Annotated in this window: 16 protein-coding genes; 12 read left to right on the top strand and 4 right to left on the bottom strand. The window is 42.3% G+C overall.

Annotated elements, in window-relative coordinates; all coding sequences use genetic code 11:
- The first annotated feature begins 67 nt into the window (after nucleotides 1-67).
- Genes EZV72_RS11980 through EZV72_RS11990 form a run of 3 tightly spaced genes read left to right on the top strand, consistent with a single transcriptional unit; the run spans nucleotide 68 to nucleotide 2,185 of the window.
- Nucleotides 68-934 carry a glycosyltransferase family 2 protein gene (locus tag EZV72_RS11980; protein ID WP_137167469.1) on the top strand — a complete coding sequence of 289 codons (867 nt, stop codon included), beginning with the start codon at nucleotides 68-70 and terminating at the stop codon, nucleotides 932-934.
- Nucleotides 931-1,599, top strand: a complete 669-nt coding sequence (gene gntA / locus EZV72_RS11985; protein WP_137167470.1) for a guanitoxin biosynthesis heme-dependent pre-guanitoxin N-hydroxylase GntA — start codon at nucleotides 931-933, stop codon at nucleotides 1,597-1,599. The genes EZV72_RS11980 and gntA overlap by 4 nt, the downstream gene beginning before the upstream one ends.
- A gap of 4 nt (nucleotides 1,600-1,603) precedes the next feature.
- Nucleotides 1,604-2,185, top strand: a complete 582-nt coding sequence (locus EZV72_RS11990; protein WP_137167471.1) for a DUF1989 domain-containing protein — start codon at nucleotides 1,604-1,606, stop codon at nucleotides 2,183-2,185.
- Between the two features lie 34 nt (nucleotides 2,186-2,219).
- Here EZV72_RS11990 and EZV72_RS11995 read toward each other — a convergent pair whose 3' ends face one another.
- Complete coding sequence (locus EZV72_RS11995) at nucleotides 2,220-2,759, bottom strand: DUF421 domain-containing protein (RefSeq protein ID WP_232364413.1); 540 nt, start codon at nucleotides 2,757-2,759, stop codon at nucleotides 2,220-2,222.
- Between the two features lie 386 nt (nucleotides 2,760-3,145).
- On the opposite strand from EZV72_RS11995, the gene EZV72_RS12000 reads away from it, so the two are divergent.
- From EZV72_RS12000 to EZV72_RS12025, 6 genes are all read left to right on the top strand, one after another.
- The gene (locus EZV72_RS12000) at nucleotides 3,146-3,715 is read left to right on the top strand and encodes a glycosyltransferase (RefSeq protein ID WP_137167472.1); all 570 of its coding nucleotides are present in this window, start codon (nucleotides 3,146-3,148) and stop codon (nucleotides 3,713-3,715) included.
- Nucleotides 3,712-4,731, top strand: coding sequence for a glycosyltransferase (locus tag EZV72_RS12005; protein WP_137167473.1), 1,020 nt, complete (start codon nucleotides 3,712-3,714; stop codon nucleotides 4,729-4,731). The genes EZV72_RS12000 and EZV72_RS12005 overlap by 4 nt, the downstream gene beginning before the upstream one ends.
- Nucleotides 4,692-5,756 carry a glycosyltransferase gene (locus EZV72_RS12010; protein ID WP_137167474.1) on the top strand — a complete coding sequence of 355 codons (1,065 nt, stop codon included), beginning with the start codon at nucleotides 4,692-4,694 and terminating at the stop codon, nucleotides 5,754-5,756. Before EZV72_RS12005 ends, EZV72_RS12010 begins: the two co-directional genes overlap by 40 nt.
- Nucleotides 5,740-6,759, top strand: a complete 1,020-nt coding sequence (locus tag EZV72_RS12015; protein WP_137167475.1) for a glycosyltransferase — start codon at nucleotides 5,740-5,742, stop codon at nucleotides 6,757-6,759. The genes EZV72_RS12010 and EZV72_RS12015 overlap by 17 nt, the downstream gene beginning before the upstream one ends.
- On the top strand, nucleotides 6,756-7,592 hold the full coding sequence (locus EZV72_RS12020) for a glycosyltransferase family 2 protein (protein ID WP_137167476.1): 837 nt from the start codon (nucleotides 6,756-6,758) through the stop codon (nucleotides 7,590-7,592). Before EZV72_RS12015 ends, EZV72_RS12020 begins: the two co-directional genes overlap by 4 nt.
- A 103-nt stretch (nucleotides 7,593-7,695) precedes the next feature.
- Nucleotides 7,696-10,344 (top strand): ATP-binding protein, encoded by a 2,649-nt coding sequence (locus EZV72_RS12025; RefSeq protein WP_137167477.1) that lies wholly within the window; start codon nucleotides 7,696-7,698, stop codon nucleotides 10,342-10,344.
- Nucleotides 10,345-10,377: 33 nt separating this feature from the next.
- On the opposite strand, the gene EZV72_RS12030 is transcribed toward EZV72_RS12025, so the two are convergent.
- Nucleotides 10,378-10,995: a trimeric intracellular cation channel family protein gene (locus EZV72_RS12030; protein WP_137167478.1), complete on the bottom strand. Its 618-nt coding sequence runs from the start codon at nucleotides 10,993-10,995 to the stop codon at nucleotides 10,378-10,380.
- Between the two features lie 295 nt (nucleotides 10,996-11,290).
- On the opposite strand from EZV72_RS12030, the gene EZV72_RS12035 reads away from it, so the two are divergent.
- From EZV72_RS12035 to EZV72_RS12045, 3 genes are all read left to right on the top strand, one after another.
- Nucleotides 11,291-12,166, top strand: coding sequence for an SDR family oxidoreductase (locus tag EZV72_RS12035; protein ID WP_137167479.1), 876 nt, complete (start codon nucleotides 11,291-11,293; stop codon nucleotides 12,164-12,166).
- 95 nt (nucleotides 12,167-12,261) lie between these two features.
- Complete coding sequence (recN, locus tag EZV72_RS12040) at nucleotides 12,262-13,947, top strand: DNA repair protein RecN (RefSeq protein ID WP_137167480.1); 1,686 nt, start codon at nucleotides 12,262-12,264, stop codon at nucleotides 13,945-13,947.
- 118 nt (nucleotides 13,948-14,065) lie between these two features.
- On the top strand, nucleotides 14,066-14,422 hold the full coding sequence (locus EZV72_RS12045) for an outer membrane protein assembly factor BamE (RefSeq protein WP_137167481.1): 357 nt from the start codon (nucleotides 14,066-14,068) through the stop codon (nucleotides 14,420-14,422).
- 184 nt (nucleotides 14,423-14,606) lie between these two features.
- On the opposite strand, the gene EZV72_RS12050 is transcribed toward EZV72_RS12045, so the two are convergent.
- Together EZV72_RS12050 and EZV72_RS12055 are read right to left on the bottom strand one after the other, a co-directional pair.
- On the bottom strand, nucleotides 14,607-14,801 hold the full coding sequence (locus EZV72_RS12050; RefSeq protein ID WP_175405111.1) for a hypothetical protein: 195 nt from the start codon (nucleotides 14,799-14,801) through the stop codon (nucleotides 14,607-14,609).
- Nucleotides 14,802-15,483: 682 nt separating this feature from the next.
- The gene (locus tag EZV72_RS12055; protein ID WP_137167482.1) at nucleotides 15,484-16,659 is read right to left on the bottom strand and encodes a porin; all 1,176 of its coding nucleotides are present in this window, start codon (nucleotides 16,657-16,659) and stop codon (nucleotides 15,484-15,486) included.
- Between the last annotated feature and the right edge of the window lie 127 nt (nucleotides 16,660-16,786).

Here is a 16,786-nt window from a genome sequence, read left to right on the forward strand (position 1 = left end):
AATCCATATTGGCAGAAACATTGCTCTATCAACAGGTAATTAGCAATATTTTATTCGGAGCCATGTGATGCAGGTAAGCTTATTCACCCTTGTAAAAAATCGTACCGAACAATTACAAAATCTGATAACGCACTTGGAAAAATGCTCTCCTCTACCAGATGAACTAAACGTCATCTGGATGCGACCTCCTTGTGAACTTTCACTCATAAAGTCTACATATTTCACTATCAACCATAAATTTATGACAGAAGATGCATTACCTATTTTCCGAGCGAAGAATAAGGGATTGGATTCTGCTAAATATACTTTAGTTGGGCATATTGGTGTTGACGTATTACCGTCATTTGACTTTATTTCTAAACACCTAAAGACCACAAAGCCAGGCTCTGTATCGGTGTCTTCTTCTTATATATCGGTAAAAGAAAAAGATTTATATCTGGGTTATAAAAATCTGGAAGATACTTTCTTAAAGAATAATCTGGACTTTATTCCCAGCAATACTACTGGTGATATTCAAAATAGCTCATTATTTTTTATTCATCGTGAAGATATTAAAAAAGTGGGCGGATATGATGAAAATCTAGGCGGTTTTGGCATTAATGACGATGATTTTTTCAGACAATGTAAAGAGGCCGAATTAAAGTTAGAAAGAGTCGCTGATCGGACGTTTTGTCAGTATCGCGCTAATTATTTCTGCCCCGTGAATCATTTACTGGATTTTACCCATAATGCCTCCTTGTTTCACAAGAAATGGGGAGCATTCCCTGAAGTACATATTCTTGAAACATTTGCTCAAAAAGGCTTTATTAATGAGGATTTCAAAATCTCAGGTATACATATTGTGCGTATGCCAACCCAACATGAAGTCAATCAATCTGTTAGAGATGCAGTATCTGATAATTTGCCAGCATCCACACTAGAGGTTGCCGTATGATCTCTTTAATAGAATCTCCTGATGATGCCATTTCACAATTTGTACAGCAGCCTGGTTTTCCGTGTGCAGGGGCGAAAACGGCGTTAAATCGGGAACAGATTCATAGTTATCGATTTGGTGAACTCGATGATGCAAGTGATAACTTAGATATCTTGCACCATCTATATACGTTCATTAATGGTTTCAACCTTAATGAGCATATGTACTCTTCGTTTGTTTGTATATTTGATGGTCCCTATGACTACACAGAACGCTATTATGAAAAGCTATTGTGGAATAAGCTTCAGCAACTTCATAATATCGACTCAAGGTTGCATAGCTGGGATAGTGGTGTAAGCAATAACCCGGAAGATGATAACTTTAGTTTTAGTCTGGGGGGACAGGCATTTTTTATAATATGTCTGAACCCGGCCAGTCGTCGAAAAAGCCGCAGGTTTGAATTTCCCGCTATTGTATTTAATCTTCACCAGCAGTTTGAACACCTGAGAGAACAAAATAAATTTGATGCATTTCAGCATCATATACGCCAGCAAGACAAAATTTTTAACGGAACAGAAAATCCAATGCTACAAGATCACGGTAGTGATTCCGAGGCACGACAATATAGCGGCCGTTTGCTGGAATCTAACTGGCAATGCCCATTTCATGTTAATAAGGACAAGTAAAAAAATGACACACACTATCTTGCCAAGAAGCGGAACCGCATTTGAATTAAAGCAGGGTCAAAAGCTCGTAGTTATTGATCCGCAAGGAGAACAGGTCGCTGACTTGTACTCTCTCAATAGCTATAATCATAACGAATACCTGTCGTCAGGCCGGTCCCTTGATTATAATGAAAGCATTAAATTTGGTAAGGGATCTTTATTATACTCAAATCAGAGTAATATTATGTTCGAAATCATCGAAGACACTGTTGAAGATCACGATTTTTTACTTACTCCTTGTAGCAAAGATACGTTCAGACACTTTTATCCTGAGGAAGAACCTGTCCCAGGTTGCCATGGTAATCTGGTCGCAGCGTTTGCTGAGTTTGGTATTCCAGAGCACCTGATCAATACCACGTTTAATACTTTTATGAATGTGGATATTAATGAAACCGGAAAAATATCTGTACTCCCTCCCACCAGTAAAGCGGGCGACAGAACTGTATTTGAAGCAAAAATGGATATGATTGTCGGGTTGACAGCTTGCTCAGCCGGGGAATCGAATAACTTCAAATATAAGCCAATTCAATATAAAATCGTCGACTGACAATAAGCCGGGCACCTGCCCGGCTTATTTATATTCAAGGTAAATGAGGGTTTCCTACAGACTGCTTAATTCTTTCAAGCGATTGGTTTTCTTCACTATTATTGTTTGGCTTTCCAAGTACACTAAGCTCCCCATTTGGCTCGATCACTACAGCCATTACCTGATGGATATCAACAAATCCTTTACTTCTGACACCCACTTCAATTTCTTCACGTGTAACTCTTTCATTAACCATATTGTTCGAAAGAAACTCTTTGTCGAAATAAAGCAAAGTCGGACTTTTTTTCATTACTCTTTTAAAAATTTTACTTTTTACCGCTAACTTAGTAAATAAGAACTGCATAAATAGCAAAACAAAAAGTCCTAGCGCGACTTCCAGAATTACCACTTTTTTTAATAGTACAGCAGAGCCCAGGATTGAACCCATTGCTACAGTAACAATCCAATCGAAATTGTTCATTTTTGCGCTTGAACGCTTACCAAATATACTGATTAGGCAGACGCATAAAAAATAGGCGACGATCGCAGTAATACCCACACGGAAAAGTTCCCACCAGCTTTGAAATAAAATCATATTTTTTCCTAAAAGTTTTTGTCTCATTCTTTCTTATCCAAATTTTAGATCAAGAAAATATTTACCTTGTGATATGTAACTTTTTTCAATGCTTTTGTAATAAGTAAAAACAATATATATAGCGATGTGCTCCCCACCTGCAGGAAAGAATAAAAACCCTTTTAATTCAGCAAAATACGAAACTTAAGCAAACTGGAACAGCCATTGCTTAGTCAACTACCCGGAGGGCAAATTATGACACTAATTAGTTACGAAAAGCTAAAAGCAGAAGTGGCCAAAACTGAGCATTTATTATCCATCATTCCACATTGGAAGGTGAGTGAAAAACTGCGCCTTAAACTACGTGTAAAACAAATGAAAGGCTTACTTAACACAAGGAACCAATCATGAATCATCAAGTTATTACCGGCATTTTTGTAACTTACGAGATGAACCTGGGCATTCTAAAAAATCTAAAGAATTTTTTAGAAGGGTTTCCCCATTCAACAGCAGTGGTTGTCGATAATTCTTCACGTTCCTACAAGAAAAAACATCGACTGGATAAACAGCTCAAAGCATTATCTAACCAGATTATCTATGTTAACCATGAACAGAATTGTCGTCTGCGGGCATATAGTAAAGGAATTGCCTATTGCAATGACGGATACGTGGTATTCAGAACTGACGACGATTATTTCGATGAGCGTTCACTTGCCGTACAGCTGGATGTGACAGGTTGGCCAGATCTGGCTGTGACTCCGCACTTTTACGATGGTTTATTCGAGAACCCAGAAAGCTGGGAACGTCCTCTTGAAACAATGGTATTTAAAGCAGCGCTATTACACTCTTTGTGTCCGATGCAGCACACGCCTGGTGGAGACTGGCGCTTTTTGAAAAAAGCATTTGAATCCTATACCCCCCACAGAATGAACGATGCAGTATTGCACAAACGACCGCATGGACGATCGGTAGCATGAAAATAGCGGTTATCGCTCACCCCCGATTTCCTATTGCAATGCCTTATGCCGGAGGGCTTGAGGCATTTGTAGCATCTTTGCTAGATAGTTATAGTCGGTTTGCTGAAGTTTACGTCTATGCGCATCCTGCAAGCAAAGTCGATGGTAAACTTGTTTCCTTTCCTTTTGATACAGAGGCCCATTCCAAATTTCCTGAAATTGTAGAAAACGACTTTCTGCTAAAGGTGATGGCAGATATTTCTAAGCGAAACATTGATGTTGTTCATAACAATGCAATTAGTTCAATTCCCCCACTATGGGCTGCCAAATATAATATTCCACTTCTCACTACTTTACATACACCGCCCTATAGCAAGCTTAAAGCTGCTGCAGAACTGGCCTCCTATGCGCCAAATGTGCACTACAATGCCGTGTCGTATTCAGTTGCAGAACAATGGCGTCCGTTTTTGAACGATGATATTGATGTTATTTATAATGGGATTGATTTATCTCGTTGGAGCTCAAGAAAAACAAATCCCGAATACGTCTTCTCATTCGGCCGGATTTTACCTTCTAAAGGGTTTGACCTGGCTATCCAGTGTGCCAATCAACTAGGGGTAGATTTCAAGTTTGCCGGTCCGGTATTTGATCAGCATTACTTCGATAAATCAATAGCGCCGCTGCTAAATGACCGGGTGACCTATCTTGGCCATTTAACTCATGATTCGATTAATTCTTATCTGCTTAAAGCACAGGCCGCTATTTTTGCGGCTCGTTGGGATGAACCATTTGGCCTTTCTACTGTTGAAGCCATGGCTACTGGTACACCTGTTGCGGCATTCAGACGTGGCGCATTTCCCGAGGTCGTAGCAGAATCAGGTGGACGGCTCGCCAGCGGTAATAATGTATCAAGCCTGACAGAAGCATTAAGCAAAACACTTTCGTGTCATCAAGATGATGTATTAGATCGAGCTGCTCAGTTTCCTCTGGAAAAAATGTGCAGTCAGTATCAGCAAAAATTAATAGGGATGATATGAAAATTTTGCTTGTGACAAGTCCGGTTGTAGATCTTCGTCAGCCCTTTGCCGGTGGTACAGAAGCATTTGTTGTAAGACTGGCGAATGGCCTTGCCAGGCGGGGTCACATTGTAGATGTGCTATGTCAGTCCAGCGACGAAACAAATCTATTTACCAGTTTGCATATTAATGAGTCTGCTCTACGCATGTGTGACGCTATCACCAGTGAGAAAATAGGACAGAAACAGTATCAAGCTGCTCAGTTTGGTTTACTTGATAGTGATGAGTACGATGTTATTCACTACCATAGCTATTATCATGCGATTTATGACTACGGTTTTTTACATCAGCGCCAAGCTGTGATTACCCTCCATAGTCCAGTTACCCCGCGGTTAGCACTGTTACACCAACTGCACCGAGCCCGCTCTAACGATATTTACGTTGCCGTGTCTCAGCGCTTAGCTACACGATGGGAGCATCAAATAGGCGGTGATATCCGGGTTATCGCAAACGGTATTGAACTTAATCAACACACTGACATTATGGTAGAAGAAAATTACTATTTATGGTCTGGACGTATATGCAGTGTTAAAAATCCTGCTTTAGCGATTCAATGGGCAAAGCATCATAACCTGAAACTGAAATTAGTCGGTCCAATTGCTGATGAGGACTATTTCTTATCTTATATTAAACCCTTTCTAGATGAGCATATTACCTATGCCGGACATGTAGACCAGTCGGAACATATAGAGTTACTCAGGGGTGCCCGTGCATTATTTATGACTTCCGATTGGGAAGAGCCATTCGGGTTGGTCACTCTGGAAGCATTGAATGAAGGTACTCCTGTCATCGGTGTTGGCAACGCTATTGTTGAAGAACTCCGAGTTTCTCCCATGGTCCAGATTGTTGATGACTGCCTCACTATTACTCGGTGTTTAACAGAACTTGAACACATTAGTGCGAAACAGTGCCGGCAAGTCGCCGAAAAATTTGACTTTGCCCATACACTTAATCAGTACGAGGAGCTTTATGCCTCACTTCAATAAAACTTTACTGTACTATGTTCACCCTCACGGAATGGGACATTTACAACGTGCACGCCAATTGATCCCGGTACTTGCAGAGCAATATAATATTGTACTATGTACTGCTTCACAGGCTATGAAAATAAAAATTACCGAGCTATTCGGGTCACTACCCTGCCATATCCTTCCATCAAAATGGCCCGGGCAGGTCATACCTACTGAGCGCCAATATAATGCTGCTTTTGAAGGTATAAGCTGGTGTAGCGAAGCTACAGAGCGCGCGGCTTTTTTTGTCAACCTCCTGCAACGCTATAAAGTTGATTTGTTTATTAGTGATGTTTCAGCCGAGCTTACTATTCTTGCAAGAGGTGCTGGCATACCTGTGTTGATGCAACGTCATTCTGGTAGCATTTCAAACGATCCGACCCAGGTCTTTGCCTATCAAAGTGCTGCAGCCTTGTTTGCACCCTACCCAAAAGAGGTGGAAACCGCAGGCTATGAATTCGAACATAAAACGCGCTACCTGGGTTTTTCGTCACCCAACCAACTTAAAGCCCCCTGTTCTGGAAAGGGCATGACATTTATCACTGCGAACAAAGAACATCTGGTTGGCTGGCTTACCTGTATTGAACCGATTCATGGTCCGTTGACCGCAATTGGGTGTGAAATCAACTATCCGGACGTCGAGTGTGTAGGCTATGTAAATGATATCAGCCAGTATATTACTACTGACATCGTCGCCTGTAGTGCCGGAAACAATATGATAAGCGAACTTCTTACTTTAAATAAAAAACTTATTCTTATTCCTGAACCAAGACCCTATGACGAACAACATGCTAAAGCTCAGGCACTGGCTGCCCAGCATCAGGCGGTGGTACTAAATCCTGCTGAGGCACAAACGAGTACTGAAGCCTGGGAAAAAGCAATTTGCGCTGTCACCAGTGAGATCGGTAGTCCGCCTGCTGCTTGGCTCAATCAGAATAGCGGAGCAACTTTTGTGCAATTGGTGAAGACCATCATATGAATGACTTTACTTTGATAACATTGGTAAAAGGACGAGCCAAGCAATTAGCTAATTTGCTGGAGGCAGCGACAGCAAGTAATCCCACTCCGTCTGAAATTATTGTAGTAATAATGGATGATGCCAGTATTGACTATACAGAGATAAATCATATCAGCGTTCGCTGTATACGTTTGAATGAACCTGTTCTTGCGCTGGCCAAAGCCAGAAACATGGGGGCGCAAACTGCTTCTAGTGAAAACTTGGTCTTTTTGGATGTGGATTGCATTTGCAGTCCTACCCTCTTTGCCAATCTGCTTTCGCGTCTGACACGTAATAACATTGTCTCCGCCCGAGCGCGTTATCTTGACCATGTTCCGGAACACGGAAAATACCAAGAGTTAGCTATTCAGGCGGTAGAACATCCCAAAAGAGCCAGCCTTCCGGTTGACACTCCTGTACAGTGGAAACATTTCTGGTCGTTGGTCTTTGCTATGAAAAGAAACCATTTCTTCTCCATTGGCGGGTTCGATAGTAACTTCAGTGGGTACGGTGCCGAGGATACTGACTTTGCTTACCGCCATGACCAGGCTGAAGGCAGGCTGGTTTTTTGTAATGATGAAGTATTACATCAGTATCATACAAAATACTCACCGCCGATTAATTATTTAACAGATATTATTCACAACGCCGAGGTGTTTTTTCGTAAACATGGTGTTTTTCCCATGTATGGATGGCTAAAGCAATTTTCCGAGATGGGATTGATTGTTATTGATACGAAAACAGGTACTATCAGGCTCCGACGCCATCCGACTAACCAAGATTTCGAAAACTGCTTTAGCAAATCGGTGTACTGAAGTCCCGATGCCGTGAGCAGCATCAGAATTTTGATCGTTTAAAGCTAAATATTTTAAATACAGGTAGGTCTCCTATTCTATTACTGCTAGGACAATAAACTAAATGGCTCTCAATAACTATGCTTTCGATCGTTGCGAACAAGAACCTATACACATCCCGGAAAGTATTCAGGGATATGGTTTTTTAATTGCCTTTGACTATGACAACCTGGCAATTACGGTTGTCAGTGAGAATACCAGGGATATATTCAACGTTGACCTACTTGGACTGCCTTTTCTCAACTTGATTACCCCTGAAGCAGAAGAAAAAGCATTTCTCGATGAAACATTTGAGCGGATAACGCAGAGTAAAATAAGGCTACCAATTAAGCTACAACTGAATCCTTCGTGTTTACATAACCCGGAAGAGAGAGATTACCAGGCTGTTGCATACGACTCAGGTAAACATTATGTAGTTGAACTCGAACCCGCTACAGAATTCAGGAATACTTACAGCGCAGAACAATTTATAAAACTGTACGCTATGTCGGTGGCACCTCGCTTTAAAGAAATGACCACTTTGCGGGACATGGCTCAGGAAATGGTATCTACTATCCGTTACTTAACCAATATGGATAGAGTCGTTTTATACAAATTTCAGGATGATTATTCAGGCCGGGTCATTGCTGAATCTAAAGCAGATGATATCGAGTCATATCTTCATTTATACTTTCCAGCAAAAGATATCCCCAGTCAGGCGCGAGATTTGTACAAAGTTAACTGGGTGCGACTGGTTCCTGATACAGACCTCCCACCGTCGCCTTTGTTGCCATCAACAAAAAATAGCCAGCGCGAACCGCTTGATCTGACACGTTCGCTACTTCGCTCATTTTCTCCTATTCATCTCCAGTATATAAAAAACCAGGGGTTAAGAGCCTCTTTTTCGATATCCCTAGTTACTGAAGGCGAACTGTACGGGCTAATTTCTTGTCATCACCGTGACCCTTGCTACATTCCGCAAGACGTCAGACTTCAATGTGAAAATTTAAGTCAACTTTTCAGCTGGCACCTCAGGGCAAAGGAAGAAGAGCTGGCACGAATCAAACTTCAGGACACCGAAGATTCAGTCGACGCCATGTTAGATAAAATCGGTCCGGCCAATCCCATTGGCAAAGTGGTTAAAAGTGCTGAGCAGGAGTTTTTGGGCGCTTTAGATACCGATGGTTTTTTATATTTTTCCGAGTATGAAACTATCACACTTGGCCAGACGCTTCCGATTAAACTGGTTAAAAAGATATTTCAGCATGCTCGCCAAAACGGGGGGTTCCCCTATATAAATGATAGTCTTTATGACGCCTGGCCCGCTACCAGAGAACTTGGTATTGCAGGCATTATGATCATTCCTTTATTTGAGAAAAAGCAATATTTTACCGCCTGGTTCAGATACGAGCAGCCTATTGTTCAACGCTGGATTGGAGCGCCTGAAGAAACCTCAGAACATGCTTCAAAAGCTAACCGTCTTGAACCTCGAAAATCTTTCTCAGTACATGAGCGCAAGATAATGGGGCAATCCAAGTACTTTGACAGAGCTGATGTTAACATCGCCCACCGTTTAAACCGTATGTTTTTAGTCTACGCACTGGAAGTTCAGGAAAGAATGCATGTCAGCCTGGCGGAGCTCGAAAAGCAGGATAGATACCGTAATGAGTTTCTTGCCACACTCGCCCATGAATTGCGAAACCCGCTTGGTCCTATCATGTCCGGAGCAGGTATTCTGGAAACTGTTGAAGACGAAGCTACCAGACGTCGGGTAACGTCTATAATTAACCGCCAGGCTGAGTACATGTCCAAGCTTATCAATGATTTGATGGATGTGTCACGAATCACCCGTGGCAAAGTAAAGCTTGAATATGAACAATTGCATATCAGTGAGGTAATTAATGAGTCATTGGAGATTGTCGAGCAGCATATAAAGAATAAACATCACCATGTCATTGTTGATAATAACGCTCAGGACTGCCTTGTTTATGGCGACAAAGCCAGGTTGAGTCAGGTGTTTTCAAATATTATTCACAATGCTGCAAAGTATACAAATGATTATGGGAGTATCCATATTACCTTATCCCAGGAAGGCGCCATGGTTGTGATTAGTATTCAGGATAATGGTATGGGTATTCCAGCGGAAAGACATCGGGATGTATTTAATATGTTCACTCAAATTGAAGCGCATTCTACCCATACCAAAGGCGGTTTAGGTATCGGCCTGACATTAGTGAACAAACTAGTTTCTCTTCACCATGGCAGTATTGATGTCTATAGTGAGGGCATAAATCAAGGTAGCACTTTCACCATCAGATTGCCGATTTCCCAATCTGCATTTCAGCAGAATGAAAATACAAGTAGTGAGCTGAATTCTGCTTCTGGACGTCGAATTATGTTTGTTGATGACAACAAAGATTTAATTGATACTTACTGTATGCTCGCTGAGTCAATGGGGTACATTGCTCTAGGTATAACCTCTCCACATAAAGCTATAGAGGCATTTCAAGAGTTTCGCCCACATAGTGTTTTTCTGGATATAGGGATGCCAGATATCGATGGGTTTGAGTTATGTAAAAAACTTAAAGCTTTGCCTGATGCATATCTTGTACGTTTTTTCTCCCAAAGTGGATGGGGCACAGAAAAATATACTGAAACCTCAAGGGAAGCAGGATTTGAACAGCATTTTGTTAAACCAATCTCGAAAGACAAGATTCGCATTGCAATGGAATAAGAGTTAGCTGCTTTGTAATAAAGAGACGCTAACCTATATATTTTTACTCATAAAGGTTGGCGTCCAATCTCTCCACATCGCTATCAAACGTAGTGTTAAACAAGTAATTAATGCAACGATACCTGCCAGATTTTCACTATAACCTAAATTAAGAGATACACCAAAAGTCATACCACCTATGATAACAGACAAGGTATAAACCTGCCCTTTCATTACCAACGGTTTATCCTGGCATATGACATCCCGAACCAGACCACCAAAAATAGCAGAAACAACACCCATTGTTATACAAATGGTCAGGTCAACTCCCACCCTCGCTGCTTCCACCAATCCAACTACATTAAGCGCTGCCAAGCCAATAGCATCAAAAGTTAAAATAATCTGTCGACTAATCTTTAATTTAAGCCTACAGACAATTATGGCTGCAGTAATGCCCACAATGGTTGCATAAAGATAAAACACTTCAGCGACCCAAAATGCGGTTATATCCAGATAAAGATCTCTTAGTGTACCTCCTCCTAAGGCTGTTAGTACTCCTAATACAATCACTCCGAATCCATCAATCGCCGAATTTTCTGCTAAAAGGCATCCCGATATAGCCAAACACACTACACCAGTTACACCGACAATCATTAGTAATGTCTCGTTCATAAAAGACTCACGTTAATCAGCATATAAAAATTTATCAGTAAATCTTTTTTATAAGGAAGTATATTTAATAGAATATTAGTTACTGGTAATTATTAGAAAGTAACGCTATATCATCTATATACTTGGGTATTTACACCTATTGAACAGAAAAAGTTTACCAATTTAATAACCTTTTAAATTTGGATAATCTAATGTAAACCTAAGAAAATTAAAAAATGGCATAGCTCATGCGTTCAAGGAATTTACAACATCTTTTAATCATTGTGTTGTGAGTTCATTTTTTAAGGAGATTTTTATGCCAGATCGCAATTACCCTGTTCCACCGTTCGAAGAACAGCATACTGGACCGTTGCCGGGTAATGAGGAAGCTATGCAAGATAAACCTCATTATCAGGGAAAAGATTACAAAGCAGCGGGGAAATTAGATAATAAAGTTGCACTGATTACCGGTGGTGATTCGGGCATAGGTCGTTCTGTAGCGTTACTTTATGCTCGAGAAGGAGCACGCGTCATGGTGACCTACCTACCCGAAGAACACGAGGACGCTGTTCAAACTGTGAAGGCAGTAAAAGATGCAGGCGGTACTGCGGAAATGGTTGAACTTAATGTTACCGTACAAAGCAGTTGTGCCCATGTAGTAGAACATACATTATCCACATTTGGCTCTATTGACATTCTGGTCAATAATGCGGCGTTTCAAAATCATGTGGACTCAGTTGCAGAGTTATCGTTTGAACAGTGGGATAAAACCTTCCAGACCAATATCTATGGCTATTTTCGTATGGTCAAAGCAGTACTCCCCTATTTAAATGCTGGTTCCGCTATTATCAATACAGGATCGATTACTGGACTTGAAGGCTCGCAAGGCTTATTGGATTATTCAGCGACGAAGGGCGCGATTCATGCCTTTACAAAGACCCTTGCTCAGGAACTGGCAGAAAAAGGTATAAGAGTCAATTGCGTTGCTCCCGGACCTGTTTGGACGCCACTTAATCCAGCTGAAAGAAGTCGCGAAAGTACCCGTAAATTTGGTAGCAAAACGCCATATGGACGCCCGGCACAGCCTGAAGAAATAGCACCGACCTATGTATATCTAGCCTCTGACGCTGACTCTGGCTATATCACAGGTGAAGTTATCACATTATTAGGAGGGAATACGCGCGCTGGATAACTCATACTTATTGTACAAATATTGCCTTCCCACAGAACATACTGTATAAATAACCACTGTACATTCAATCACTATTTTGTGGGTGGGCTTTTTTTATGCTTGTGCATTTGTCGATTAAGAATTTTGCGGTGGTGAAGCAGCTGTCGGTCAATTTTGAAGCCGGACTGACGGCCATTACCGGTGAAACCGGTGCCGGTAAGTCTATCGCGATTGACGCATTAAGTTTATGTCTGGGTGAACGGGCGGATGCCGGAGCAGTACGCAAAGAGGCTGCCAAGGCAGAAATCGTTGCCCATTTCAGCCTAAAAGGCAACAGCGGCGCAGTACACTGGCTGGGCGAGCAAGAACTGGATAGCGAAGATGATCCGGAAGGTTGCTTCATTCGCCGGGTGATTTCCCGGGAGGGACGCTCCAAGGCGTTCATCAACGGTACACCGGTGTCATTGCAGCAACTGAAAAGTCTGGGACAGCATTTATTAGCCATTCATGGCCAGAATACGCATTTGCAGTTGTTAAAAGATGATATGCAGCGCCAGTTACTGGATAACTACGCTGGCCATCACAGCCTTTTGGACAATGTAGCTCTGGCTTATCAAAGCTGGCGACAAAAACAAAGCGAACTTAAACAACTGGAACAGGCTGCGCAAACACGCACTGACCGGCAGCAACTGCTGGCTTATCAGGTAGAAGAATTAAATGATTTTGCGCTGGCAGAAGGTGAGTTTACTGAACTTGAAACCGAGCACAAGAGACTGAGTAACGGCCAGTCATTACTGGAACAGGCGCAAACCAGCTATTACAACCTCTTTGAAAATGATGAAGGCAACGCGTTGTCTGTGATTCAGCACAGCATGGATCGCCTGGCTGAACTGGAAGCCCATGATGCCGCTTTAACCCCCATTATTGCTCTGTTAAACGATGCCAGCATTCAGGTTGAAGAAGCATCTCACGAGCTACGTGCTTATTGTGATGGCCTTGAAATAGACCCCTTGCGTTTGCAGCAGGTTGAAAGCCGTTACAGTAAATCAATGGAACTGGCGCGAAAGCACTCTGTTGAACCAGAAAATCTGTATGCGTTACATCAGGATTTGCTGGCAGAATTTGATCAGCTTAATGATCAGGAAACGCGGCTGGACAGCCTGCAACAAGAGGTGACAGAAGCACGGGAAAGCTATCAGCTGGCAGCTGGCGTGTTGTCTGAGTCACGCAAAAAGTCCGCACTGGACTTTGCGTCTGAGATTGAAAAGCAAATCCGTAAGATGAATATGGCTCATGCCTGTATGTCTATTGATGTCAGCTTCAACAGCGAGGCTGCACCTTCTGCTAATGGTCAGGATGCGATCATCTTTAAAGTATCCACTAACCCCGGGCAGGACCCGGATCGCCTCGACAAAGTCGTATCTGGCGGTGAGTTATCCCGTATCGGGCTGGCTATTCAGGTCATTGCCAGTGACCAGCATGCCACACCAACCATGATCTTTGATGAGGTAGATACAGGGATCAGCGGTCCGACCGCATCTATTGTGGGAGGCTTGTTACGCCGCTTAGGCAAACAGAGTCAGGTGATGTGTGTAACCCACTTACCTCAGGTGGCTGCACAGGCAAATAATCAGTTATTTGTCAGCAAAATTACAGATGGCGCTAGTACCGAAACCATGATGCTGGCACTGACTGAGCAAGACCGGGTAGATGAGCTGGCCCGCCTGCTGGCGGGCGATACTGTGACAGAAACTGCGCTGGCCAATGCAAAAGAATTACTGAAAAGTGTTGAATCGAACTAATAAGCGGTTGATTGGTCATAGTTGACTGGGGTAGCATGCTTCGCGCTATCAATTCGGATTTCACGGAAGCGGGGCTTCCGTGAAACAAAAACGAGAAAGTGACTGGACAAACACTCGCATGAAGTTGTATCAATATTTAGTAATTGCCGCCGTTTTATTCACGACTACAGCCTGCTCAAACTGGATTTATCGTATTGATGTTCCGCAAGGCAACTTTCTGGATGAACGTGACGTAAAAGAGTTGCGTATTGGAATGAGCAAAGATCAGGTTGTGTATGTACTGGGTCACCCCGTGGTGGAAGACTCATTTAACAAAAACACCTGGTACTATGTTTATGACATGAAACGAGGGATGGAAAAACGCGGTAAAGACTTCCAGAAGCAGCTAATTCTGGAGTTCAAAGACGAAAAACTGGTTAGCGCTGAAGGTGATTTTGAACTTTCGGAAGATTTTGACACCCCGCTGGACCAGTAACGCCCTTCTTTTGTTGTCGATCGAGCTGTCAGTCAATCACAGACAGCTCTTTTTGTGACTATGCATTCCGTGGTTGCAAAAAAAATTCTGCACCACTGTGTAATTTTTACTACAAAGTCAGTGCTATTTCAGTGCATTCATTTTACCACTCAGCGCCCCGCCGTTTAAATTATCATCACAACCGCTACTTTTTCGACTTTACAGGTTCGGTGTTTTCGGATTTCTCGCGGGCTTTATTTTGCTCATTTACCCATTGCTCCAGCGCAACACCCGGGTCTTCCTCACCCGCTATACTGTAGTCTTCCGGCGTGCTGGCTTCAGCGTCTTTATCACTTACAACGCCCTGCTTTTGTGTTTTTGAATCTTTGATAGTCATCATGTCACCTCAATATCACTTTTTGGTAGGGTATTTGCTTACATAACTTATGACAAGTTTGCTTATTTATCTAAGTGCAGTATTTGTGCAAACTTGTGGTCCTTAGGCTATTATTTTTATACTGTCCACAGAACTTGTGAGTTCAGACAAGGTTGACCTATCACCGGTATATGACAACTTTATGACAGTTTGGTGAAATAATGCTAGACCTCGTTTATGAAATGCGATACCCTAAAAATGTCTAAAAAGAACAGGAGGCTTTATGATTAAATCATTTACCAAGTTCTTTCAGCGTAAACACCCATATACAGTGGCTTTTTATATTGGAAGAAAGAACACTCAAAAAATCTTTGATTGCAAAATCAAGAAAAAGTCTGACTTATTTACTGCTGAATAAGCAAATAAAGAAGTAGAACGGTAAGAATAAACAAGGATTAATAAGTCGGTTTACCGATACTGTTACACGCGTTACTTCCCTACGTTCTGTTACGGGCAACCGTATATTCAGACAATCCGAACCTCTCTCATTCTACCCTTGTGGTATGTACTGTTTAGCAGGAACGGAATAACTGACTCTATCAAAGTGATATTGAGACGGTAATGTGTCAACGTAATACATCGACACAGCATGAAAAAGCGACCTCATACGGGGTCGCTTTTTTGTTGTCTGTAGATAGTGTTTACTTTAGAAAGACACATCGTACTGTAACCGCACACGGTCATCATCATACTCACGTTTTGTCTCTGCATTTAAATCAAAACGTGTGTAATCCAGTGTGATTTTGCTGTCGTGACCGGCAAAAAACCAGTTTAGTGCTACGGCCTGCTCTTCGTTTTTCTTCGCACTATAGCCTTTTGACTGATCATACGTTGCATAACGTCCTGCAATTTCCAGTTGTTTAGGGATCCAGTCAAACGCATTATGCAGGAAGTATCCACCCTGCACATAATAGCCACGCAGTGAAATGCCAGGCTGTGTATCAGTGGTTACCCGTTTTTCGTGATATTCCGCCTGGGCGCTGAAGCCCTTGTACATGAAAGCGACATCATAATTAAACTGACGAATATGATTTACCTGATCATCTTCAGCACGCCACCAGTCAAGCTGACCGCCGCCTGAAGAAGAAAAACGGGTAAATGCCCCTTCGCTGACAGAGCGGGAATAGGCAATAGATAATGCCGGCTCATCATGACCTTCAAGATCACTGGCGGTCCAGTCAACACCACCGCCCAGCGGATTCCATTGAATACGCCCGAAATAAAGCGGCTTACCATCACCCGATAAGCCATTACCACGACCATTGCCTGAGCCTACACCGGCCCAGTAGCTGATATCGGCAAGCGTATCTTCATTAAACCGGCCGTAAACAGACGCGGCATTGTGTCTGTCGATAGTAAACATACGGTTTATGATAGAGCGATCCAGCATTTGCTGTTTACCGCTACTAATAACCCGTTCTCTTGAGTATTCCAGTTTCCACTGACCAACCTTAACATTCAGCCAGTCATATTTTTCAATGGCAATACCATAATCAAGGAAGAAGCCATCACCCAGTTCAAACTGAGTAAAATATTTCAGCCATGGCTTATAAATGTGGCCGTCGGCTTTAATTCGTGAGCGATTAAAGCTGAACTTTTTGGTGTCATCGCCATTAATAAAGTCATCCGCTTCCAATGGCTCATCGTCAAAGTCACTGACATATCGCATTTGAAACCGCGTACTAACATTAACAGAAGCCCAGTCGCTGTCGCTGCCATATTGCAGACCGTCACCCAGCGCATATTCTGCCGAGGCCGCAGTTGAAAAGCCTGCGGCGATAGATAAACAAACTAATTTTTGATTGAGACCTTTTTGAAACAAACCTTTCTCCCGGTGCCAGTCGTTGCGGTCGCGAAGTGTAAAGTCTCAGCAAATGCTGTCAATCAAATTGTCACAAAAACAACACCAAAGTGTCATAAATCGTGCAAGTTCGGAATTTTTTTGTTTG

This window comes from Salinimonas lutimaris, assembly GCF_005222225.1.
In the GTDB taxonomy this organism is placed as follows: Bacteria; Pseudomonadota; Gammaproteobacteria; order Enterobacterales; family Alteromonadaceae; genus Alteromonas; species Alteromonas lutimaris.